The sequence below is a fragment of the Pseudomonas sp. B7 genome, from assembly GCF_016735645.1.
Taxonomy (GTDB): Bacteria; Pseudomonadota; Gammaproteobacteria; order Pseudomonadales; family Pseudomonadaceae; genus Aquipseudomonas; species Aquipseudomonas glycinae.
In genome coordinates this window covers 337405-356882 of the sequence record NZ_JAERRE010000002.1, presented here as the reverse complement: position 1 = coordinate 356882, position 19478 = coordinate 337405, and the positions used below count along the sequence as shown (strand labels likewise).

General features: G+C 59.2%; 17 protein-coding genes. 16 read left to right on the top strand and 1 reads right to left on the bottom strand.

Annotated features, from left to right (window positions below; translation table 11 throughout):
- Positions 1–21: 21 nt before the first annotated feature.
- Positions 22–804 (bottom strand): type I methionyl aminopeptidase, encoded by a 783-nt coding sequence (gene map / locus JKA62_RS06550; RefSeq protein ID WP_011332681.1) that lies wholly within the window; start codon positions 802–804, stop codon positions 22–24.
- A 374-nt stretch (positions 805–1178) separates the two neighbouring features.
- Here map and rpsB point away from each other — a divergent pair, with 374 nt between their 5' ends.
- The 16 genes from rpsB (at position 1179) to dnaE (ending at position 19410) form a co-directional block, all read left to right on the top strand.
- On the top strand, positions 1179–1916 hold the full coding sequence (gene rpsB / locus JKA62_RS06545) for a 30S ribosomal protein S2 (protein ID WP_008052780.1): 738 nt from the start codon (positions 1179–1181) through the stop codon (positions 1914–1916).
- 190 nt (positions 1917–2106) lie between these two features.
- Positions 2107–2970 carry a translation elongation factor Ts gene (gene tsf / locus JKA62_RS06540; protein ID WP_011332682.1) on the top strand — a complete coding sequence of 288 codons (864 nt, stop codon included), beginning with the start codon at positions 2107–2109 and terminating at the stop codon, positions 2968–2970.
- A gap of 211 nt (positions 2971–3181) precedes the next feature.
- Entirely contained in the window at positions 3182–3925 is a 744-nt protein-coding gene (gene pyrH, locus JKA62_RS06535) for a UMP kinase (RefSeq protein WP_011332683.1), read from the top strand.
- Positions 3922–4479 (top strand): ribosome recycling factor, encoded by a 558-nt coding sequence (frr, locus tag JKA62_RS06530; RefSeq protein ID WP_011332684.1) that lies wholly within the window; start codon positions 3922–3924, stop codon positions 4477–4479. The genes pyrH and frr overlap by 4 nt, the downstream gene beginning before the upstream one ends.
- Positions 4480–4493: 14 nt before the next feature.
- On the top strand, positions 4494–5249 hold the full coding sequence (gene uppS, locus JKA62_RS06525) for a polyprenyl diphosphate synthase (protein ID WP_064379010.1): 756 nt from the start codon (positions 4494–4496) through the stop codon (positions 5247–5249).
- Positions 5249–6055: a phosphatidate cytidylyltransferase gene (locus tag JKA62_RS06520; RefSeq protein WP_201816928.1), complete on the top strand. Its 807-nt coding sequence runs from the start codon at positions 5249–5251 to the stop codon at positions 6053–6055. Before uppS ends, JKA62_RS06520 begins: the two co-directional genes overlap by 1 nt.
- Positions 6052–7242 carry a 1-deoxy-D-xylulose-5-phosphate reductoisomerase gene (gene ispC, locus JKA62_RS06515; protein WP_201816927.1) on the top strand — a complete coding sequence of 397 codons (1191 nt, stop codon included), beginning with the start codon at positions 6052–6054 and terminating at the stop codon, positions 7240–7242. The genes JKA62_RS06520 and ispC overlap by 4 nt, the downstream gene beginning before the upstream one ends.
- A 53-nt stretch (positions 7243–7295) precedes the next feature.
- Positions 7296–8648 carry a sigma E protease regulator RseP gene (rseP, locus tag JKA62_RS06510; protein WP_011332688.1) on the top strand — a complete coding sequence of 451 codons (1353 nt, stop codon included), beginning with the start codon at positions 7296–7298 and terminating at the stop codon, positions 8646–8648.
- 74 nt (positions 8649–8722) lie between these two features.
- The gene (gene bamA / locus JKA62_RS06505) at positions 8723–11113 is read left to right on the top strand and encodes an outer membrane protein assembly factor BamA (RefSeq protein ID WP_011332689.1); all 2391 of its coding nucleotides are present in this window, start codon (positions 8723–8725) and stop codon (positions 11111–11113) included.
- Between the two features lie 45 nt (positions 11114–11158).
- Positions 11159–11662, top strand: coding sequence for an OmpH family outer membrane protein (locus JKA62_RS06500; protein ID WP_003222140.1), 504 nt, complete (start codon positions 11159–11161; stop codon positions 11660–11662).
- Positions 11663–11665: 3 nt separating this feature from the next.
- Complete coding sequence (gene lpxD, locus JKA62_RS06495) at positions 11666–12721, top strand: UDP-3-O-(3-hydroxymyristoyl)glucosamine N-acyltransferase (protein WP_011332690.1); 1056 nt, start codon at positions 11666–11668, stop codon at positions 12719–12721.
- Positions 12722–12827: 106 nt separating this feature from the next.
- Entirely contained in the window at positions 12828–13268 is a 441-nt protein-coding gene (gene fabZ, locus JKA62_RS06490; RefSeq protein WP_003222142.1) for a 3-hydroxyacyl-ACP dehydratase FabZ, read from the top strand.
- Complete coding sequence (gene lpxA, locus JKA62_RS06485; protein WP_007954792.1) at positions 13265–14041, top strand: acyl-ACP--UDP-N-acetylglucosamine O-acyltransferase; 777 nt, start codon at positions 13265–13267, stop codon at positions 14039–14041. The genes fabZ and lpxA overlap by 4 nt, the downstream gene beginning before the upstream one ends.
- A gap of 2 nt (positions 14042–14043) precedes the next feature.
- Entirely contained in the window at positions 14044–15174 is a 1131-nt protein-coding gene (gene lpxB / locus JKA62_RS06480; protein ID WP_201816919.1) for a lipid-A-disaccharide synthase, read from the top strand.
- 11 nt (positions 15175–15185) lie between these two features.
- A complete protein-coding gene (gene rnhB, locus JKA62_RS06475) occupies positions 15186–15812 on the top strand; it encodes a ribonuclease HII (protein ID WP_201817371.1) in 627 nt (208 codons plus the stop codon).
- A 76-nt stretch (positions 15813–15888) separates the two neighbouring features.
- Positions 15889–19410 carry a DNA polymerase III subunit alpha gene (dnaE, locus tag JKA62_RS06470; protein WP_011332693.1) on the top strand — a complete coding sequence of 1174 codons (3522 nt, stop codon included), beginning with the start codon at positions 15889–15891 and terminating at the stop codon, positions 19408–19410.
- Positions 19411–19478 lie beyond the last annotated feature (68 nt).

Sequence of the window (19478 nt, the reverse complement as noted above, 5' to 3'; positions counted from 1 at the left end):
AGGCTGGGAACGGTGTCTGGGTCAGGCCGAGATGCGCGGGATGGTGTCGTCGCTGCGCAGGGTGAAGATCTCGTAGCCGGTGTCGGTGACAAGCAAAGTGTGTTCCCACTGTGCTGACAGCTTGCGATCCTTGGTGATCGCGGTCCAGCCGTCGCCCAGTACTTTGGTGTCGGCCTTGCCCTGGTTGATCATCGGTTCGATGGTAAAGGTCATGCCAGCCTTCAGTTCCATGCCGGTGCCGGCGCGACCGTAGTGCAGGATTTGCGGTTCTTCGTGGAATACCTTGCCGATGCCATGGCCGCAGAACTCGCGCACCACCGAGAAGCCGTTCTTTTCCGCGTGCTTCTGGATGATTTCGCCGATGTCACCGAGGCGGCAGCCGGGTTTGACGATTTCGATCGCCTTGTACATGCACTCCTGGGTGACCTGCGACAGGCGCTCGGCCCAGACCGGCACGGTGCCGACGTGGAACATGCGGCTGGTGTCGCCGTGGTAGCCGTCCTTGATCACGGTGACGTCGATGTTCAGGGTGTCGCCGTTTTTCAGCGGCTTGTCGTTCGGGATGCCGTGGCAGACCACATGGTTGATCGAGGTACAGATCGACTTCGGGTAGCCCTTGTAGTTGAGCGGGGCAGGGATGGCTTTCTGCACGTCGACGATATAGTCGTGGCAGATCTGGTTCAGCTCATCGGTGGTCACGCCCGGTTTTACGTGTTCGGCAATCATTTCCAGCACATCGGCGGCCAGTTTGCCGGCGACACGCATGCCAGCGATGTCCTCGGGAGTTTTGAGGGTGACGGTCATACAGACTCTCTCTGCGCTCGGCGGCGCTTGCTGATACGAACAGGGGCGCAGCTGTTGATTTGGCGGCCCCGAAAAATGCGATTCTAACAGACCAAAGGCGCAAATCCGCGCCTGCGTGCATCGCTTCACTCTATACAATACGGTGCATTGTCCCGATTCCAAGGGGCTGGCGCGCATGTCCCTGACGCGATTGCAGATTCCGGGTTCCGTTTGCGTCGTCCCTGTGGTATAAAATGCGCCGCTTTCCGGGGATAGCCCCGGGAGCATTAACCCACACACGTGTCGACACGATGGCCTGGGTGCCTTTGATCCTCGGATCAATGGTTGGTCATTGGGATACGTGGAGGCCCAACCCGACTTATCAAGGAACTATCATGTCCCAAGTCAACATGCGCGATATGCTGAAGGCCGGTGTGCACTTCGGTCACCAAACCCGTTACTGGAATCCGAAAATGGGCAAGTACATTTTCGGCGCGCGTAACAAGATTCACATCATCAACCTTGAAAAAACCCTGCCAATGTTCAACGAAGCTCTGACTTTCGTAGAGCGTCTGGCCCAGGGCAAAAACAAGATTCTGTTCGTCGGCACCAAGCGTTCCGCTGGCAAGATCGTTGCTGAAGAAGCAGCACGTTGCGGTTCGCCGTACGTCGATCACCGCTGGTTGGGCGGCATGCTGACCAACTTCAAGACCATCCGTGCTTCCATCAAGCGTCTGCGTGACCTTGAAGTACAAGCCGAAGACGGTACTTTCGCCAAGCTGACCAAGAAAGAAGCGCTGATGCGCACTCGCGATCTTGAGAAGCTGGATCGCTCCCTGGGCGGCATCAAGGACATGGGCGGTCTGCCAGACGCACTGTTCGTGATCGACGTTGACCACGAGCGCATCGCGATCACCGAAGCCAACAAGCTGGGCATCCCGGTCATCGGCGTTGTCGATACCAACAGCAGCCCGGAAGGCGTTGATTACATCATCCCAGGCAACGATGACGCAATCCGCGCTATCCAGCTGTACATGGGTTCGATGGCTGACGCAGTGATCCGCGGTCGCAACAACGTTGCTGGCGGTACTGTAGAATTCGCAGCTGAAGAAACTCAGGCTGCAGCTGAGTAATTGACGCCCTGGCGTTGACTCAGTAAGCAAAAAGGGGGCTTGGCCCCCTTTTTGCCACCTTGAAAACCATTTGTCGGCAGCGCAGCTACAGCATCTGTAACGTGCAGCGGCTACAAGGTGGCTCGGGAAGAATTGAACGCCCGTTCGATCGGGTGGAATGGTTGAAAACCTATCCAAGAGGAATTTTAAAATGGCAGCAATTACTGCAGCGTTGGTCAAAGAACTGCGCGAGCGTACCGGCGAAGGCATGATGGATTGCAAGAAAGCCCTGGAAAAGGCTGGCGGCGACATCGAAAAAGCCATTGATGACATGCGTGCTTCGGGCGCCATCAAGGCTGCCAAGAAAGCTGGCAACGTTGCCGCTGAAGGCGCTATCGCCATCAAGGACGACGGCAAGGCTGCCGTTCTGATCGAAGTCAACTCGCAGACCGACTTCCTGGCTCTGCAAGACGACTTCAAAAACTTCGTTGCTGCCAGCGTTGACAAAGCATTCGCTGACAAGCTGACCGACGCAGCTCCGCTGATCGCTGCTCAAGAAGCCGCTCGCGAAGCACTGGTTGCCAAAGTAGGCGAGAACGTCAACATCCGTCGCCTGGTGCGCGTAGAAGGCGACGTAGTCGGCACCTACCTGCACGGCAACAAGATCGGTGTTGCTGTTGTCCTGAAAGGTGGCGACGTCGAGCTGGCCAAAGACATCGCAATGCACGTTGCTGCAAGCAACCCTGAGTTCCTGCTGCCTTCGCAAGTCTCCGACGAAGCGATCGAGCGTGAAAAGGCTGTGTTCCTGCAGCTGAACGAAGAAAAAATCAAAGGCAAGCCAGAAAACATTGTTGAGAACATGGTCAAGGGCCGTATCAGCAAGTTCCTGGCAGAAGCGAGCCTGGTTGAGCAGGCGTTCGTCAAGAACCCTGAAATCAAGGTTGGCGAGCTGGCCAAGAAAGGCGGCGCTGAAATCGTTTCCTTCACCTACTTCAAAGTAGGCGAAGGCATCGAGAAGCCGGTCGACAACTTCGCTGAAGAAGTTGCTGCTCAGCTGGCTGCCGCCAAGCAATAAGACGGTTTTTCAACTGTCGCCCGAAAGAGGCTGCCCGCTCACGCGCGCAGCCTCTTTTCAGATAGGGTTACCAATTTTTAATTGGTTTCCCCTTGGAACTGACTTACAAAGCCATGTTCCGATGGCGCTGAAGCAGCGCCAAGCTAGAGTGAACGCCAGCTGTAAACAGCTCGCAAAGAATTTTTAAAATACGCCGCAGGAGAGATTCGCAATGGCTCAGCAGGGCAGTGGTTATCAGGCTCGCTATAAACGCATTCTACTCAAGCTTAGCGGCGAGGCCCTGATGGGCTCGGAAGAGTTCGGGATCGATCCGAAAGTGCTGGATCGCATGGCGCTGGAAGTCGGCCAACTGGTCGGTATCGGCGTTCAGGTCGGTCTGGTGATCGGTGGTGGCAACCTGTTCCGCGGTGAAGCGCTGAGCAAGGCCGGCATGGATCGGGTCACGGGCGACCACATGGGCATGCTGGCCACTGTGATGAACGCCCTGGCCATGCGCGACGCGCTGGAACGTGCCAATATCTCGGCGATCGTGATGTCGGCCATCTCGATGGTTGGTGTGACCGATCACTATGACCGTCGCAAGGCCATGCGTCATCTGAACTCCAAGGACGTGGTGATTTTCGCGGCCGGTACCGGCAATCCGTTCTTTACCACGGATTCGGCAGCCTGCCTGCGCGCCATTGAAATCGACGCGGACGTCGTGCTCAAGGCGACCAAGGTTGATGGCGTCTACACCGCTGACCCGTTCAAAGACCCGCATGCCGAGAAGTTCGATCATCTGACCTACGATGAAGTACTGGATCGCAAGCTGGGTGTAATGGATCTGACGGCTATCTGCCTGTGCCGCGATCACAAGATGCCGCTGCGCGTATTTAACATGAACAAGCCGGGCGCCCTGCTGAACATCGTGCATGGTGGCGCTGAAGGCACTCTGATCGAGGAAGTCCAACAATGATCAACGAAATCAAGAAAGACGCTAAAGAGCGCATGACGAAGTCCGTTGAGTCCCTGGCTCACAACTTCGGTCGTATCCGCACCGGTCAGGCGCACCCAAGCATCCTGGAGGGTGTGATGGTGCCTTACTACGGCGCTGACACCCCGATCAAGCAAGTGGCCAACATCACCGTCAAGGACGCTCGTACCCTGCAAGTCGTTGCGTTCGAGCGCAACATGCTGGGCGCCGTCGACAAGGCTATCGGCAGTGCAGGTCTGAATCTGAACCCGACCAACCTGGGTGAGCTGCTGCTGATCAGCATGCCGGCCCTGACCGAAGAAACCCGTCGCGGTTTCACCAAGCAGGCGCGTGACGTGGCAGAAGACGCCCGTGTTGCCGTGCGCAACATCCGTCGCGATGCGAACAGCTCCCTGAAGGATCTGGTCAAGGAAAAGGAAATCAGCGAAGACGAAGAGCGTCGCGCCGCAGGCGAGATCGACGATCTGACCAAGAAGTTCGTGGCTGAAATCGACGCCAAGCTGGCCGAGAAAGAAAAAGACCTGATGGCCGTATAAGGGTCGAGTTTTAAATGGACAAGACCAAGCAGACTGCGCCGTCCACGGTGCCGCGCCATGTCGCGATCATCATGGATGGCAATAATCGCTGGGCGAAAAAACGCTTTATGCCGGGTGTCGCCGGGCATAAGGCTGGCGTGGATGCTGTGCGGGCGGTGATCGAGGTGTGTGCCGAGGCCAAGGTCGAAGTGCTCACCCTGTTCGCCTTTTCCAGTGAAAACTGGCAGCGTCCGGCTGACGAGGTCAGCGCCTTGATGGACCTGTTCTTCAAGGCGCTGCGTCGTGAAGCCAAGCGCCTGAACGACAACAACATCAGTCTGCGCATCATCGGCGACCGTACGCGGTTTCATCCCGAGCTTCAGGCAGCCATGCGTGAAGCAGAAGCGATGACCGCTGGTGCCAACCGCTTCATTCTGCAGATCGCCGCCAATTACGGCGGTCAGTGGGACATTGCGCAAGCGGCGCAGCGTCTGGCGCGTGAAGTTCAGGCGGGTCATCTGCGACCGGAAGACATCACGCCGGATCTGCTGCAGACCTGTCTGGTCACTGGTGATCTGCCGTTGCCCGACCTGTGCATCCGCACCGGCGGCGAGCATCGCATCAGCAACTTCCTCTTGTGGCAGTTGGCTTACGCCGAGTTGTACTTCTCCGACCTGTTCTGGCCGGACTTCAAACACGAAGCCATGCGCAATGCGCTGGCCGATTTCGCTTTGCGCCAGCGTCGCTTCGGTAAAACGAGCGAGCAGGTCGAAGCTGGAGCCCGGGTTTAATGCTTAAACAACGCATCATCACTGCACTGATTCTGTTGCCGATCGCTCTGGGCGGATTTTTCCTGCTCGAGGGTTCCGGTTTTGCCCTGTTCATCGGTCTGGTCGTGAGTCTGGGTGCCTGGGAGTGGGCGCGTCTGGCCGGTTTCACCGCGCAGGCATTTCGTGTCGGCTACGCGGCGGTCGTCGCGCTGATGCTGTTTGTCATGTATATCTTTCCGGGGCTGGCGCCTTGGGTGCTGGGTGCTTCGGTAATCTGGTGGGCATTGGCGACCTGGCTGGTGCTGACGTACCCGCGTTCCAGCGAGCGCTGGTCCAGTGCCGCCAGCAAACTGGTGATTGGTTTGCTGATTCTGTTGCCCGCCTGGCAGGGGCTGGTGCTGATCAAGCAGTACCCGCTCGGTAACTGGTTGATCATGGCGGTGATGGTGCTGGTCTGGGGGGCTGATATCGGGGCGTACTTCTCCGGTCGTGCATTCGGCAAGCGCAAGCTGGCGCCGCAAGTCAGTCCCGGCAAAAGTTGGGAAGGCGTGTATGGCGGTCTGGCGCTGAGCCTGGTCATCACCACGCTGGTCGCACTGTTCCGTGACTGGACGGTGGCGCAACTGTTCAAGGGGTTGATCGGTGCAGCGGTGATTGTCTTCATCTCTGTGGTGGGTGATCTGACCGAAAGCATGTTCAAGCGCCAGTCCGGCATCAAGGACAGCAGTAATCTGCTGCCGGGGCATGGTGGCGTGCTGGATCGCATCGACAGTCTGACGGCGGCGATCCCGGTCTTTGCGGTGCTGTTGTGGATGGCGGCATCGTGAGTCGCCCACAGCAGATTACCGTCCTGGGCGCGACCGGATCGATCGGTCTGAGTACGCTGGACGTTATCGCCCGGCATCCGGATCGTTATCAGGCTTTCGCCCTGAGCGGTTTTACCCGTCTGAGCGAACTGTTTGCCCTGTGTGTCCGTCATCTTCCTGAATATGCGGTAGTGCCGGAGGCCGGTGCTGCTCGCAACCTGCAGGACGATTTACGAGCCGCTGGCCTGTCGACGCAGGTGCTGGTTGGCGAGGAAGGCTTGTGTCAGGTCGCTGCTGCGCCTGAGGTGGATGCCGTCATGGCGGCCATTGTCGGCGCGGCGGGTTTGCGCCCGACTCTGGCGGCTGTCGAGGCGGGCAAGAAGATTCTTCTGGCCAACAAGGAAGCGCTGGTCATGTCCGGCGCCTTGTTCATGCAGGCGGTGCGCAAGAGCGGTTCGGTCCTGTTGCCGATCGACAGCGAGCACAACGCGATTTTCCAGTGTATGCCGCAGGACTTTGCTCGCGGGTTGAGCAATGTCGGGGTCCGTCGGATTTTGCTGACGGCCTCCGGTGGCCCTTTCCGGCAGACGCCAATGGCCGAACTGGCGCATGTTTCACCGGACCAGGCCTGTGCCCACCCGAACTGGTCGATGGGCCGCAAGATCTCCGTGGATTCGGCCAGCATGATGAACAAAGGGCTCGAATTGATCGAAGCCTGCTGGTTGTTCGATGCCAAGCCTTCGCAAGTCGAAGTGGTGATTCATCCACAAAGCGTGATTCATTCGCTGGTCGATTATGTGGACGGTTCGGTGCTGGCGCAGTTGGGCAATCCCGACATGCGCACGCCGATTGCCAATGCCCTGGCCTGGCCTGAGCGCATTGACTCGGGCGTGGCGCCGCTGGATCTATTCGCTGTAGCACGCCTGGATTTCGAAGCGCCCGACGAAGAGCGCTTCCCGTGCCTTCGGCTTGCGCGGCAGGCGGCCGAGGCGGGAAACAGCGCCCCGGCCATGCTCAATGCGGCGAATGAAGTGGCGGTGGCCGCGTTTCTCGACGGACGGGTTCGCTACCTGGAAATCGCGAGTATCATCGAGGAAGTCTTGAATCTCGAGCCTGTGGTGGCCCTGGACAATCTCGATGCGGTATTCGCCGCTGACGCGACTGCCCGGACATTGGCCGGGCAGTGGTTGAGTCGTCACGGCCGATAGGTCTTGCAATACATGGCTTCACGCGGCACTGGACAGGATTGCGGAGAAAGTAGATGAGCGCGCTCTATATGATTGCCGGCACCCTGATCGCTCTGGGTGTGCTGGTCACCTTTCACGAATTCGGCCATTTCTGGGTCGCGCGTCGCTGTGGCGTCAAGGTTCTGCGTTTCTCCGTGGGCTTCGGCATGCCGCTGCTGCGCTGGCATGACAAGCAGGGCACCGAGTTCGTGGTCGCGGCCATTCCGCTGGGTGGCTACGTCAAAATGCTTGATGAGCGCGAAGGCGAAGTACCGGCCGATCAGCTTCATCAGTCATTCAATCGCAAGTCCGTACGTCAGCGTATCGCCATCGTCGCGGCCGGCCCTGTGGCCAACTTCCTGCTTGCGCTGGTGTTCTTCTGGGTGCTGGCGATGCTCGGCAGCGAACAGATTCGCCCGGTCATCGGTTCGGTGGAGTCCGGCAGCATCGCCGCTACGGCTGGGCTGAGCGCCGGTCAGGAAATCGTCGCGATCGACGGCGAGCCGACCTCGGGCTGGGCGGCGGTCAACCTGCAGTTGGTGCGACGTCTCGGGGAAAGCGGTTCCTTGCAGGTACTGGTGCGCGAGCAGGGCTCTACGGCTGATTCGCCTCGTGAACTGGCACTCGATAAATGGCTCAAGGGGGCTGACGAGCCGGATCCGATTCGCTCTCTCGGCATTCGCCCTTGGCGCCCGGCATTGCCGCCGGTGCTGGCCGAACTTGATCCCAAAGGTCCGGCCCAGGCAGCCGGGCTGAAAACCGGCGATCGTCTGCTGACACTGGATGGCAAGGCGCTGGATGACTGGCAGCAGGTGGTCGACACCGTTCGTACGCGTCCTGATACCAAAATCGTGCTGCGCGTCGAGCGCGACGGTGTTCAAATCGACGTCCCTGTGACATTGGCTGCACGTGGCGAGAAGAAGTCGCCAAGCGGTTACCTGGGGGCGGGCGTCAAGGCTGTCGACTGGCCACCGGAAATGATCCGCGAGGTCAGCTACGGTCCTTTGGCGGCGATTGGCGAGGGTGCCCGTCGTACCTGGACCATGAGCGTCCTGACGCTGGATTCACTGAAGAAAATGCTCTTCGGCGAGCTCTCGGTAAAAAACTTGAGTGGACCGATAACCATTGCTAAAGTGGCGGGCGCTTCTGCCCAGTCGGGCGTCGCTGATTTCCTGAATTTCCTTGCTTATCTGAGTATTAGCCTGGGGGTTCTGAATTTGCTGCCCATTCCTGTACTGGATGGGGGGCATTTGTTGTTTTATCTGATCGAGTGGGCGCGTGGTCGTCCCTTGTCGGATCGGGTGCAAGGTTGGGGGATACAGATCGGTATCAGTTTGGTGGTCGGGGTGATGTTGCTTGCTCTGGTCAACGATCTGGGTCGTCTGTAACGCTTCGCTGAATTGCGAATCTGCCGCATTTTGCGGCAGTTTGTTTATTGCCAGTTGGAATAAGAAAGGACTTCATGAAACGTCTGCTGCTAACTGCGGTTCTCACCGTATTGATGATCGCCGAAGTTCACGCCGAGTCCTTCACTATCTCTGATATTCGCGTCAATGGCCTCCAGCGGGTCTCCGCGGGTAGCGTCTTTGGTGCCTTGCCGTTGAACGTCGGCGAGCAGGCGGATGATCGTCGCCTGGTGGAATCCACTCGTGCGTTGTTCAAAACCGGTTTCTTTCAAGATATCCAGCTGGGCCGCGAAGGCAACGTTCTGGTGATCACTGTCGTCGAACGTCCCTCGGTCGCCAGCATCGAGATCGAAGGCAACAAGGCGATCTCTACCGAAGACCTGATGAAAGGCCTCAAGCAATCCGGTCTGGCCGAAGGCGAGATCTTCCAGCGCGCGACCCTTGAAGGCGTGCGTAACGAGCTGCAACGTCAGTACGTTGCACAAGGTCGTTACTCGGCTACCGTCGATACCGAAGTGGTCTCGCAGCCGCGCAACCGTGTCGGCCTGAAAGTGAAGATCAACGAAGGCACCGTCGCTGCCATTCAGCATATCAACGTGGTGGGCAACACGGTTTTCCCCGAGGAAGACCTGACCGACCTGTTCGAACTGAAAACCACCAACTGGCTGTCGTTCTTCAAGAACGACGACAAGTACGCCCGTGAAAAACTGTCCGGTGACCTGGAGCGTCTGCGTTCCTACTACCTGGACCGCGGCTATATCAACATGGATATTGCTTCGACCCAGGTGTCCATCACCCCGGACAAGAAGCACGTCTACATCACTGTCAACGTCAACGAAGGCGAGAAGTACACCGTTCGTGACGTCAAGCTCAGCGGTGACCTGAAGGTTCCTGAAGATCAGGTCAAGTCCCTGTTGCTGGTGCAGAAAGGCCAGGTGTTCTCGCGCAAGCTGATGACCACCACTTCCGAACTGATCACCCGGCGTCTGGGTAACGAGGGTTACACCTTCGCCAACGTTAACGGCGTGCCACAACCGCATGACGAAGATCACACCGTCGATATCCTGTTTGCCGTCGATCCGGGCAAGCGTGCCTACGTCAACCGCATCAACTTCCGTGGCAACACCAAGTCCGAGGACGAAGTGCTGCGCCGTGAAATGCGTCAGATGGAAGGTGGCTGGGCTTCTACTTACCTGATCGATCAGTCCAAGACCCGTCTGGAGCGTCTGGGCTTCTTTAAAGAGGTCAACGTCGAAACCCCGGCCGTGCCAGGTGTCGACGACCAGGTTGACGTGAACTACAGCGTGGAAGAGCAGGCCTCCGGTTCGATCACCGCCAGCGTCGGTTTCGCCCAAAGTGCCGGTCTGATCCTCGGTGGTTCGATCACCCAGAACAACTTCCTCGGTACCGGTAACCGCGTCAGCGTCGGCCTGACCCGCAGCGAATACCAGAGCCGCTACAACTTTGGCTACGTTGACCCCTACTGGACCGCCGATGGCGTGAGCCTGGGTTACAACGCGTTCTACCGCACCACCGACTACAAAGACCTTGACGTCGACGTAGCTAGCTACGCGGTAGACAGCCTGGGCGCCGGCGTGAACGTGGGCTACCCGATCAGCGAGACTTCGCGTCTGACCTTTGGTCTGTCCGCTCAACAGGACAAGATCAAGACCGGTCAATACACCGTTGACGAGATTTTCGACTTCGTTAAGCGTGAAGGCGACAACTACCTGAACTTCAAGGCTTCGGCCGGCTGGTCCGAATCCACCCTGAACAAGGGTGTATTGCCAACCCGTGGTCGTTCCCAGAGCCTGACCCTGGAAACCACGATTCCAGGCAGCGACCTGTCGTTCTTCAAGCTCGATTACCGTGGCCAGTTGTTCCAGCCACTGAGCGAAAACTACACCATGCGCCTGCACACCGAGCTGGGTTATGGCGACGGTTACGGTTCGACCGATGGCTTGCCGTTCTATGAAAACTACTATGCTGGTGGTTTCAACTCGGTACGTGGCTTCAAGGACAGCACCCTGGGTCCGCGCAGTACCCCTAGCCGTGGTGCGGATGTGACCGGTAACGCTGGTACGTTGCGTGACCCGGATCAGGATCCGCTGCCGTTCGGTGGTAACGTGTTGATCCAGGGTGGTGTCGAGGTGTTGTTCCCGCTGCCATTCGTCAAGGATCAGCGTTCCCTGCGTACTTCGGTATTCTGGGATGTGGGTAACGTATTCGACTCCAAGTGCGAGAAGACCACCAACGCGACTGTCGGCTCGACTTCTGCCACCCAATGCAACGACATCAGCCTCAGCAACATGGCCAGCTCCGTCGGTGTCGGTGTGACCTGGGTCACTGCGCTGGGCCCGCTGAGCTTTGCACTGGCGATGCCGATCAAGAAACCGGATGACGCTGAAACTCAAGTGTTCCAATTCTCCCTCGGCCAGACGTTCTAAGCGTCTGACCCAAGACAACGACAATGGATTTTGTAGGAGTGCATCGTGCGTAAGTTGACTCAATTGGTTCTCCTGGCCTCCGTACTGGTGGCAGGCCCGGCATTTGCCGACATGAAAATTGCCGTTCTGAACTATCAGATGGCGCTGCTGGAATCCGACGCGGCCAAGAAGTACGCCGTGGATGCCGAGAAGAAATTCGGTCCGCAACTGACCAAGCTCAAGACCCTGGAAAGCAGCGCCAAGGGCATTCAGGATCGTCTGATGGCCGGTGGCGACAAGATGCAGCAAGGCGAGCGCGAGCGTCTGGAGCTTGAGTTCAAGCAAAAGGCTCGTGACTTCCAGTTCCAGTCCAAGGAACTGAACGAAGCCAAGGCCGTTGCCGACCGCGAAATGCTCAAGCAACTGAAGCCGAAACTGGATAGCGCAGTGGAAGAAGTCATCAAGAAAGGTGGTTTTGACCTGGTGTTCGAGCGTGGCGCAGTGATCGATGTCAAACCTCAGTACGACATCACGCGCCAGGTTATCGAGCGCATGAATCAGCTGAAGTAACCCATGACCGTGACTATCAAGCTCGGCCAGTTGGCCGAGTTCCTCGGCGCCACCCTGAGTGGCGACCCCGAGAAGCAAATCACTGGGCTAGCCACCTTGCAGGAGGCTGGCCCAGCTCAGTTGAGCTTTCTGGCAAACCCCCAATACCGTAAATACCTGGCTGGCACGCAAGCCGCAGCCCTGTTGCTCAAGGCTGCCGACGCGGAAGGTTATGCCGGTAATGCGCTGGTGGTGCCGGATCCTTATCTGGCTTACGCACGCATTTCCCATCTATTCGATCCGAAGCCCAAGGCCACTGCCGGCATTCATCCGACGGCGGTGATTGCCGAGGATGCCGTGGTCGATCCGAGCGCCAGTGTCGGTCCCTTCGTTGTGATCGAAGCCGGTGCTCGAATCGGCGCAGATGTGACACTCGGCGCGCATTGCGTTGTCGGAGCCCGCAGCGAAATCGGCGAGGGCGGCTGGCTGGCCCCGCGAGTCACGCTGTATCACGATGTGCGGATCGGCAAGCGGGTGGTGATCCAGTCCGGCGCCGTGCTCGGCGGTGAAGGCTTCGGTTTTGCCAACGAGAAGGGTGTTTGGCAGAAGATCGCCCAGATCGGCGGCGTGACCATCGGTGACGATGTGGAGATTGGCGTGAACACTGCCATCGACCGCGGTGCGCTGGCCGATACCGTGATCGGCAATGGTGTGAAGCTCGACAACCAGATTCAGATCGCCCACAACGTGCAGGTCGGTGACCACACCGCCATGGCCGCGTGCGTGGGGATTTCCGGCAGCACCAAAATCGGCAAGCACTGCATGCTCGCCGGGGGTGTTGGCCTGGTAGGGCACATCGATATTTGCGACAACGTATTCCTGACCGGGATGACCATGGTGACCCACTCGATTACCGAGCCGGGTGCCTATTCTTCCGGCACAGCTATGCAACCTGCGGCCGAATGGCGCAAAAGCGCGGCCCGTATTCGTCAGCTCGATGACATCGCGCGACGTTTGAAACAGCTGGAAAAGCGGTCCGGGGAAGTGACCCCCGACGGTAATGCTTCATCTGAAGGCTGATACCATTTCCATATCAAGTGTGCACAGCCTCTGGACTGCCTCCTTGATTTGCTAGAGGAGTGCGCGTCAGTCGCGCTCCCAATCTTTACATAGGCTTCCCCCCGAAATGATGGACATCAACGAGATTCGCGAATACCTGCCTCACCGTTACCCGTTCCTGCTGGTGGATCGGGTAGTGGAGCTGGATACGGAAGGCAAGCGCATTCGCGCCTACAAGAATGTCAGCATCAACGAGCCGTTCTTCAACGGTCACTTCCCGGCGCACCCGATCATGCCGGGCGTGCTGATCATCGAAGCCATGGCTCAGGCTGCCGGGATCCTCGGTTTCAAGATGCTTGACGTGAAACCGGCCGACGGCACCCTTTATTACTTCGTTGGCTCCGACAAACTGCGTTTCCGCCAGCCAGTGCTGCCGGGCGATCAGTTGATCCTCGAAGCCAAGTTCATCAGTTGCAAGCGTCAGATCTGGAAGTTCGAATGCCAGGCTTCGGTCGATGGCAAACCGGTCTGCTCGGCTGAAATCATCTGTGCGGAACGCAAGCTATGAGTTTGATTGACCCTCGCGCAATCATCGATCCATCGGCCGTCCTGGCCGATGGCGTCGAGGTCGGCCCGTGGTCGATCATCGGTGCAGGTGTGGAAATCGGCGAGGGAACGGTCATCGGGCCACACGTGATCCTCAAAGGTCCGACCCGTATCGGCAAGCACAACCGCATCTACCAGTTTTCCTCGGTAGGCGAAGACACGCCGGACCTGAAATACAAGGGCGAAGAAACCCGCCTGGTGATCGGTGACCACAACGTCATCCGCGAAGGCGTGACGATTCATCGTGGCACCGTTCAGGATCGTTCCGAAACGACCCTGGGTGATCACAACCTGATCATGGCCTATGCCCACATCGGACATGACAGCGTCATCGGCAACCACTGCATCCTGGTCAACAACACCGCGCTGGCCGGCCATGTGCACGTTGATGACTGGGCAATCCTGTCCGGTTTCACCCTGGTGCATCAGTATTGCCACATCGGCGCCCACAGCTTTTCCGGCATGGGCACGGCGATCGGCAAGGACGTTCCGGCGTTCGTCACCGTATTCGGCAACCCGGCCGAAGCGCGCAGCATGAACTTCGAAGGCATGCGTCGTCGTGGTTTCAGCGAAGACGCCATTCACGCCCTGCGCCGTGCGTACAAAACGGTGTATCGCCAGGGCCTGACCGTCGAGCAGGCGCTGGCCGAGCTGGCCGAGCCGTCTGCACAGTTCCCGGAAGTCGCGATGTTCCGTGACTCCATCCAGTCGTCGACCCGCGGCATCACCCGCTGACCATGGCCAATCTGCGTATTGCGCTGGTGGCGGGTGAGGCTTCCGGTGACATTCTGGGCGCCGGTCTCATGCGCGCCCTCAAGGCACAGCACCCTGCGGTGGAGTTCATCGGTGTCGGCGGTCCGCTGATGCAGGCCGAAGGCCTGAACTCCTATTTTCCGATGGAACGTCTGTCGGTCATGGGGCTGGTGGAAGTCCTGGGGCGGTTGCGTGAACTGCTCAAGCGCCGCAAGGACCTCATCGCCACGCTTATCGCTGAAAAACCGGATGTATTCATCGGTATCGACGCACCGGACTTCAACCTCAATATCGAACTCAAGCTGCGTCAGGCCGGAATCAAGACCGTGCACTACGTCAGCCCTTCGGTATGGGCGTGGCGTCAGAAGCGGGTGCTGAAGATCCGCGAAGGCTGCGACCTGATGCTCACGCTGCTGCCGTTCGAAGCCAGATTCTATGAAGAGAAAGGCGTCCCGGTGCGGTTCGTCGGCCATACGCTGGCCGACACCATTCCGCTGGAGGCCGATCGCGCCGCTGCGCGTGCCGAACTCGGTCTGCCGGACGGTCCGCTGGTGGCATTGATGCCCGGAAGTCGGGGTGGCGAAGTCAGTCGTCTGGGGGCGCTGTTTCTTGATACCGCCCAACGTCTGCGTGCCATGCGCCCGGGTGTGCGTTTCGTCATCCCTTGCGCCAATCCCGAGCGTCGTGCCCAGCTCGAAGAGCTGTTGGCTGGCCGCGACCTGCCGGTGACTCTGCTCGATGGCAAATCCCACCTGGCTCTGGCAGCGTGCAACGCGGTTCTCATCGCGTCGGGCACGGCAACCCTGGAAGCGCTGCTGTACAAGCGTCCGATGATCGTGGCCTACCGTCTTGCGCCGCTGACGTTCTGGATTCTCAAGCGCATGGTCAAGAGCCCGTACGTGTCCCTGCCGAACCTGCTGGCCCAGCGATTGCTGGTCCCGGAATTGTTGCAGGATGATGCGACTGTCGAGGCGCTTGCCCAGACCCTGTCGCCGTTGATCGACGGTGGCGAAGAGCAGACCCGCGGCTTCGACGAGATCCATCGCACCCTGCGCCTGGACGCTTCCAATCAGGCGGCTGATGCCGTTCTCAACCTGATCGGGCAAACACGATGAGCAAGACAAGCATGCAGATAGGGCTGGATTTTACCCTGGTCGCCGAAGTCGAAGAACTGGTGGCCGGTGTCGATGAAGTCGGTCGTGGCCCGCTGTGCGGCGCGGTCGTCACGGCCGCGGTTATCCTCGATCCGAACCGGCCGATTCTCGGCCTCAACGACTCGAAGAAACTCACCGAAGCCAAGCGCGAAAAGCTCTACGATGAAATCTGCGAGAAGGCGCTCAGCTGGTGCATCGCCCGTGCCGAGGTCGAAGAAATCGACGAGCTGAACATCCTTCACGCCACCATGCTGGCGATGCAGCGCGCTGTCGCTGGCCTGCACATCCAGCCGAAACTGGCGATGATCGACGGCAACCGTTGCCCGAAACTGCCGATGCGTTCCGAAGCGGTGGTCAAGGGCGACAGCAAGGTTCCGGCCATCGCCGCGGCCTCGATTCTGGCCAAGGTCAGCCGCGACCGCGAGATGGCGGCGTTCGAGTTGATTTACCCGGGTTACGGCATCGGTGGCCACAAAGGCTACCCGACGCCCGTTCATCTGGAAGCGCTGGTGCGCCTGGGGCCGACGCCGATTCACCGGCGTTCTTTTGCCCCGGTTCGTCAGGCTTATGAAGCGCTGGAAGGTCTCGTGCAGGTTTAGCGGCGAGGCTGATGTTTTGTTCGGGGCCCGGTACAATCCGGGCCTTGTTGTCTCTATGTAACTGGACAGGATCACTATGCCGGCTTCATTCGTTCATCTACGCCTGCACACTGAATACTCCCTGGTCGACGGGCTGGTGCGGATCAAGCCGTTGGTCAAGGCCCTGACCGGCATGGGCATGCCGGCCGTTGCGGTGACCGACCAGAACAACATGTGTTCGCTGGTCAAATTCTATAAAAACACCATGGGCGCCGGGATCAAGCCGATCTGCGGCGCCGACCTGTGGCTGTCGAACAAGGACCCGGATGGGCCGCTAAGCCGGATCAGCCTGCTGGTCATGAATGCCCAGGGCTATCGCAACCTGACCGAGCTGATTTCCCGTGGCTTCATCGACGGTCAGCGTAACGGCATGGTCATCATCGAGCGCGAGTGGGTCGCCGAGGCCAACGAAGGCCTGATCATGCTGTCCGCCGCGAAAGAAGGCGAGATCGGCATGGCCATGATCGGCGGCAACCCCGCCGAAGCCGAGGCGCTGGCCCGCGAATGGATGGCGGTGTTCCCGGATCGTTTCTATCTGGAAGTTCAGCGTACCAACCGTCCGAACGACGAAGAACAGTTGCACGGTGCCGTGGCCCTGGCCGACAAGCTCGGCGCGCCGTTGGTAGCTACAAACGACGTACGCTTCATCAAGCAGGAAGACTTCGCCGCTCACGAAACCCGCGTCTGCATCGGTGAGGGCCGGGCCCTCGACGATCCGCGGCGTTCGAAGAACTACAGTGATCAGCAGTACCTGAAAAGCGCCGAAGAAATGGCCGAGCTGTTCAGCGACCTGCCGGATGCGATCGAGAACACCGTCGAGATCGCCAAGCGCTGCAACATCGACGTGAAGCTGGGCAAGCACTTCCTGCCCGACTATCCAATTCCCGATGGCATGACCATCGACGAGTATTTCCGCAAGGTCTCTTTCGATGGCCTGGAAGAACGCCTCAGCGTGCTGCTGCCCAAGGACACCACCGAGGACTACGAGGCCAAGCGTCAGGTCTACGTCGACCGGCTGAATTTCGAGCTGGATATCATCATCCAGATGGGGTTCCCCGGTTACTTCCTGATCGTGATGGACTTTATCCAGTGGGCCAAGAACAACGGCGTGCCGGTGGGCCCAGGCCGGGGGTCGGGTGCCGGATCGCTGGTGGCCTATGTGCAAAAGATCACCGACCTCGACCCGCTGGAATATGACCTGCTGTTCGAACGTTTCCTCAACCCGGAACGGGTATCGATGCCCGACTTCGACGTCGACTTCTGCATGGATGGTCGCGACCGGGTGATCGATTACGTGGCCGAAAAATACGGCCGCAATGCGGTGAGCCAGATCATCACCTTCGGTTCCATGGCGGCGAAGGCTGTGGTGCGGGACGTGGCGCGGGCCCAGGGCAAGTCGTTCGGCCTGGCGGATCGCCTGTCGAAGATGATTCCGTTCGAAGTCGGCATGACCCTTGAAAAAGCCTACGAGCAGGAAGAAATCCTGCGCGACTTCATCAAGGTCGATGAGGAAGCGGCGGAAATCTGGGAGATGGCGCGCAAGCTCGAAGGCGTGGTGCGTAACGTCGGTAAACACGCCGGTGGTGTGGTGATCGCGCCGACCAAACTGACCGACTTCTCGCCGATTTACTGCGACGAGGCCGGCGACGGTCTGGTGACCCAGTTCGACAAGGACGACGTCGAGGCGGCCGGTCTGGTGAAGTTCGACTTCCTCGGCCTGCGGACCCTGACGATCATCGACTGGGCGCTGAAGACCATCAACCGCGACCGCGCCAAGGTCAACGAGCCGCCGCTGGACATCGCGTTCATCCCGCTGGATGACAAGCCGACTTATCAGCTGCTGCAAAAGGCTGAAACCACCGCGGTGTTCCAGCTCGAATCCCGCGGCATGAAAGAGCTGATCAAAAAGCTCAAGCCCGACTGCCTCGAAGACTTGATCGCACTGGTGGCCCTGTTCCGTCCGGGCCCGCTGCAGTCCGGCATGGTGGATGACTTCATCAACCGTAAGCACGGTCGCGCAGAACTGGCGTATCCGCACCCGGATTACCAGTACGAAGGTTTGCAGCCGGTACTGGCACCGACCTACGGCATCATCCTGTATCAGGAACAGGTGATGCAGATCGCCCAGGTCATGGCCGGTTATACCCTCGGTGGCGCGGACATGCTGCGTCGGGCGATGGGCAAGAAGAAGCCCGAGGAAATGGCCAAGCAGCGTGGCGGTTTCATTGAGGGTTGTGCGTCGAACAATATCGACGCGGATCTGGCCGGTAACATTTTCGACCTGGTGGAAAAGTTCGCCGGTTACGGCTTCAACAAATCCCACTCCGCCGCCTACGGCCTGGTCTCGTATCAGACTGCCTGGCTGAAGGCTCACTACCCGGCGCCGTTCATGGCTGCGGTACTGTCGGCGGACATGCACAACACCGACAAGGTCGTGACCTTGATCGAGGAAGTGCGCACGATGAAGCTGCGCCTCGATGCGCCGGACGTGAACACGTCGGAATTCAAGTTCACGGTGAACGACGAGGGACGCATCGTGTACGGCCTGGGCGCGATCAAAGGCGTCGGTGAAGGCCCGGTGGAAGCGATCACCGAGGCCCGTCAGGCCGGTCCGTTCAAGGACCTGTTCGACTTCTGCGCCCGAGTTGACCTCAAGCGTATCAACAAGCGCACGCTGGACGGTCTGATCCGCAGCGGTGCGCTGGATCGCCTCGGCCCGTACTTCCACGACGAGCAGAAGGCCTATCAGGCCAACATCGACCGCAACCGTGCCGTTCTGCTGGCGGCGATGGAAGAGGCGATCAAGTCGGCCGAGCAGACCGCGCGCACCCGTGACAGCGGCCACGCCGACCTGTTTGGCGGGCTGTTCGTCGAGGAAGACGCGGACGTTTACGCGGTTCATCGCAAGGCGAAAGAGCTGACCCTCAAGGAACGGCTCAAAGGTGAAAAAGACACCTTGGGCCTGTACCTGACCGGTCACCCGATCGACGAGTACGAAGGCGAAATTCGCCGATTCGCCCGTCAGCGCATCATCGACCTGAAACCGGCCCGGGATACCCAGACCGTGGCGGGGATGATCATCGCCCTGCGGGTGATGAAGAACAAAAAGGGCGACAAGATGGGCTTCATCACCCTCGACGACCGCTCCGGGCGGATCGAGGCGTCGCTGTTTGCCGATGCGTTCCATTCTGCGCAATCGCTGTTGCAGACCGATGCGATGGTGGTGGTCGAAGGTGAGGTCAGCAACGACGACTTCTCCGGCGGCCTGCGCCTGCGGGTCAAGCGGGTGATGAGCATGGAAGATGCGCGCACCAATCTGGCCGAGAGCCTGCGCCTGAAGTTGCAGACCCAGGATCTGAAGGGCGATCAGCTACGCTGGTTGGGTGATTTGCTCAAGCGTCATCGCGGGGCGTGCCCGATCACCATGGAATACACCAGTCCCGATGCGAAGACCTTGCTGCAGTTTGGCGAGACCTGGCGGATCGACCCGGCGGATGCCTTGATTCAAGCCCTGCGTGACCAGTTCGGGCGAGACAACGTCTTCCTCCAATACCGTTGACCGGCAGGTGCAATCAAAGCGCCTGCCCACAACCTGAATTTTTAATCTCGACCTTAGCGCGCCTCTCC

Bases quoted from the DNA above. Each gene is read 5' to 3' on its own strand.
- map (WP_011332681.1), bottom strand. From the start codon at position 804: ATGACCGTCACCCTCAAAACTCCCGAGGACATCGCTGGCATGCGTGTC.
- rpsB (WP_008052780.1), top strand. From the start codon at position 1,179: ATGTCCCAAGTCAACATGCGCGATATGCTGAAGGCCGGTGTGCACTTC.
- tsf (WP_011332682.1), top strand. From the start codon at position 2,107: ATGGCAGCAATTACTGCAGCGTTGGTCAAAGAACTGCGCGAGCGTACC.
- pyrH (WP_011332683.1), top strand. From the start codon at position 3,182: ATGGCTCAGCAGGGCAGTGGTTATCAGGCTCGCTATAAACGCATTCTA.
- frr (WP_011332684.1), top strand. From the start codon at position 3,922: ATGATCAACGAAATCAAGAAAGACGCTAAAGAGCGCATGACGAAGTCC.
- uppS (WP_064379010.1), top strand. From the start codon at position 4,494: ATGGACAAGACCAAGCAGACTGCGCCGTCCACGGTGCCGCGCCATGTC.
- JKA62_RS06520 (WP_201816928.1), top strand. From the start codon at position 5,249: ATGCTTAAACAACGCATCATCACTGCACTGATTCTGTTGCCGATCGCT.
- rseP (WP_011332688.1), top strand. From the start codon at position 7,296: ATGAGCGCGCTCTATATGATTGCCGGCACCCTGATCGCTCTGGGTGTG.
- bamA (WP_011332689.1), top strand. From the start codon at position 8,723: ATGAAACGTCTGCTGCTAACTGCGGTTCTCACCGTATTGATGATCGCC.
- lpxD (WP_011332690.1), top strand. From the start codon at position 11,666: ATGACCGTGACTATCAAGCTCGGCCAGTTGGCCGAGTTCCTCGGCGCC.
- fabZ (WP_003222142.1), top strand. From the start codon at position 12,828: ATGATGGACATCAACGAGATTCGCGAATACCTGCCTCACCGTTACCCG.
- lpxA (WP_007954792.1), top strand. From the start codon at position 13,265: ATGAGTTTGATTGACCCTCGCGCAATCATCGATCCATCGGCCGTCCTG.
- lpxB (WP_201816919.1), top strand. From the start codon at position 14,044: ATGGCCAATCTGCGTATTGCGCTGGTGGCGGGTGAGGCTTCCGGTGAC.
- rnhB (WP_201817371.1), top strand. From the start codon at position 15,186: ATGCAGATAGGGCTGGATTTTACCCTGGTCGCCGAAGTCGAAGAACTG.
- dnaE (WP_011332693.1), top strand. From the start codon at position 15,889: ATGCCGGCTTCATTCGTTCATCTACGCCTGCACACTGAATACTCCCTG.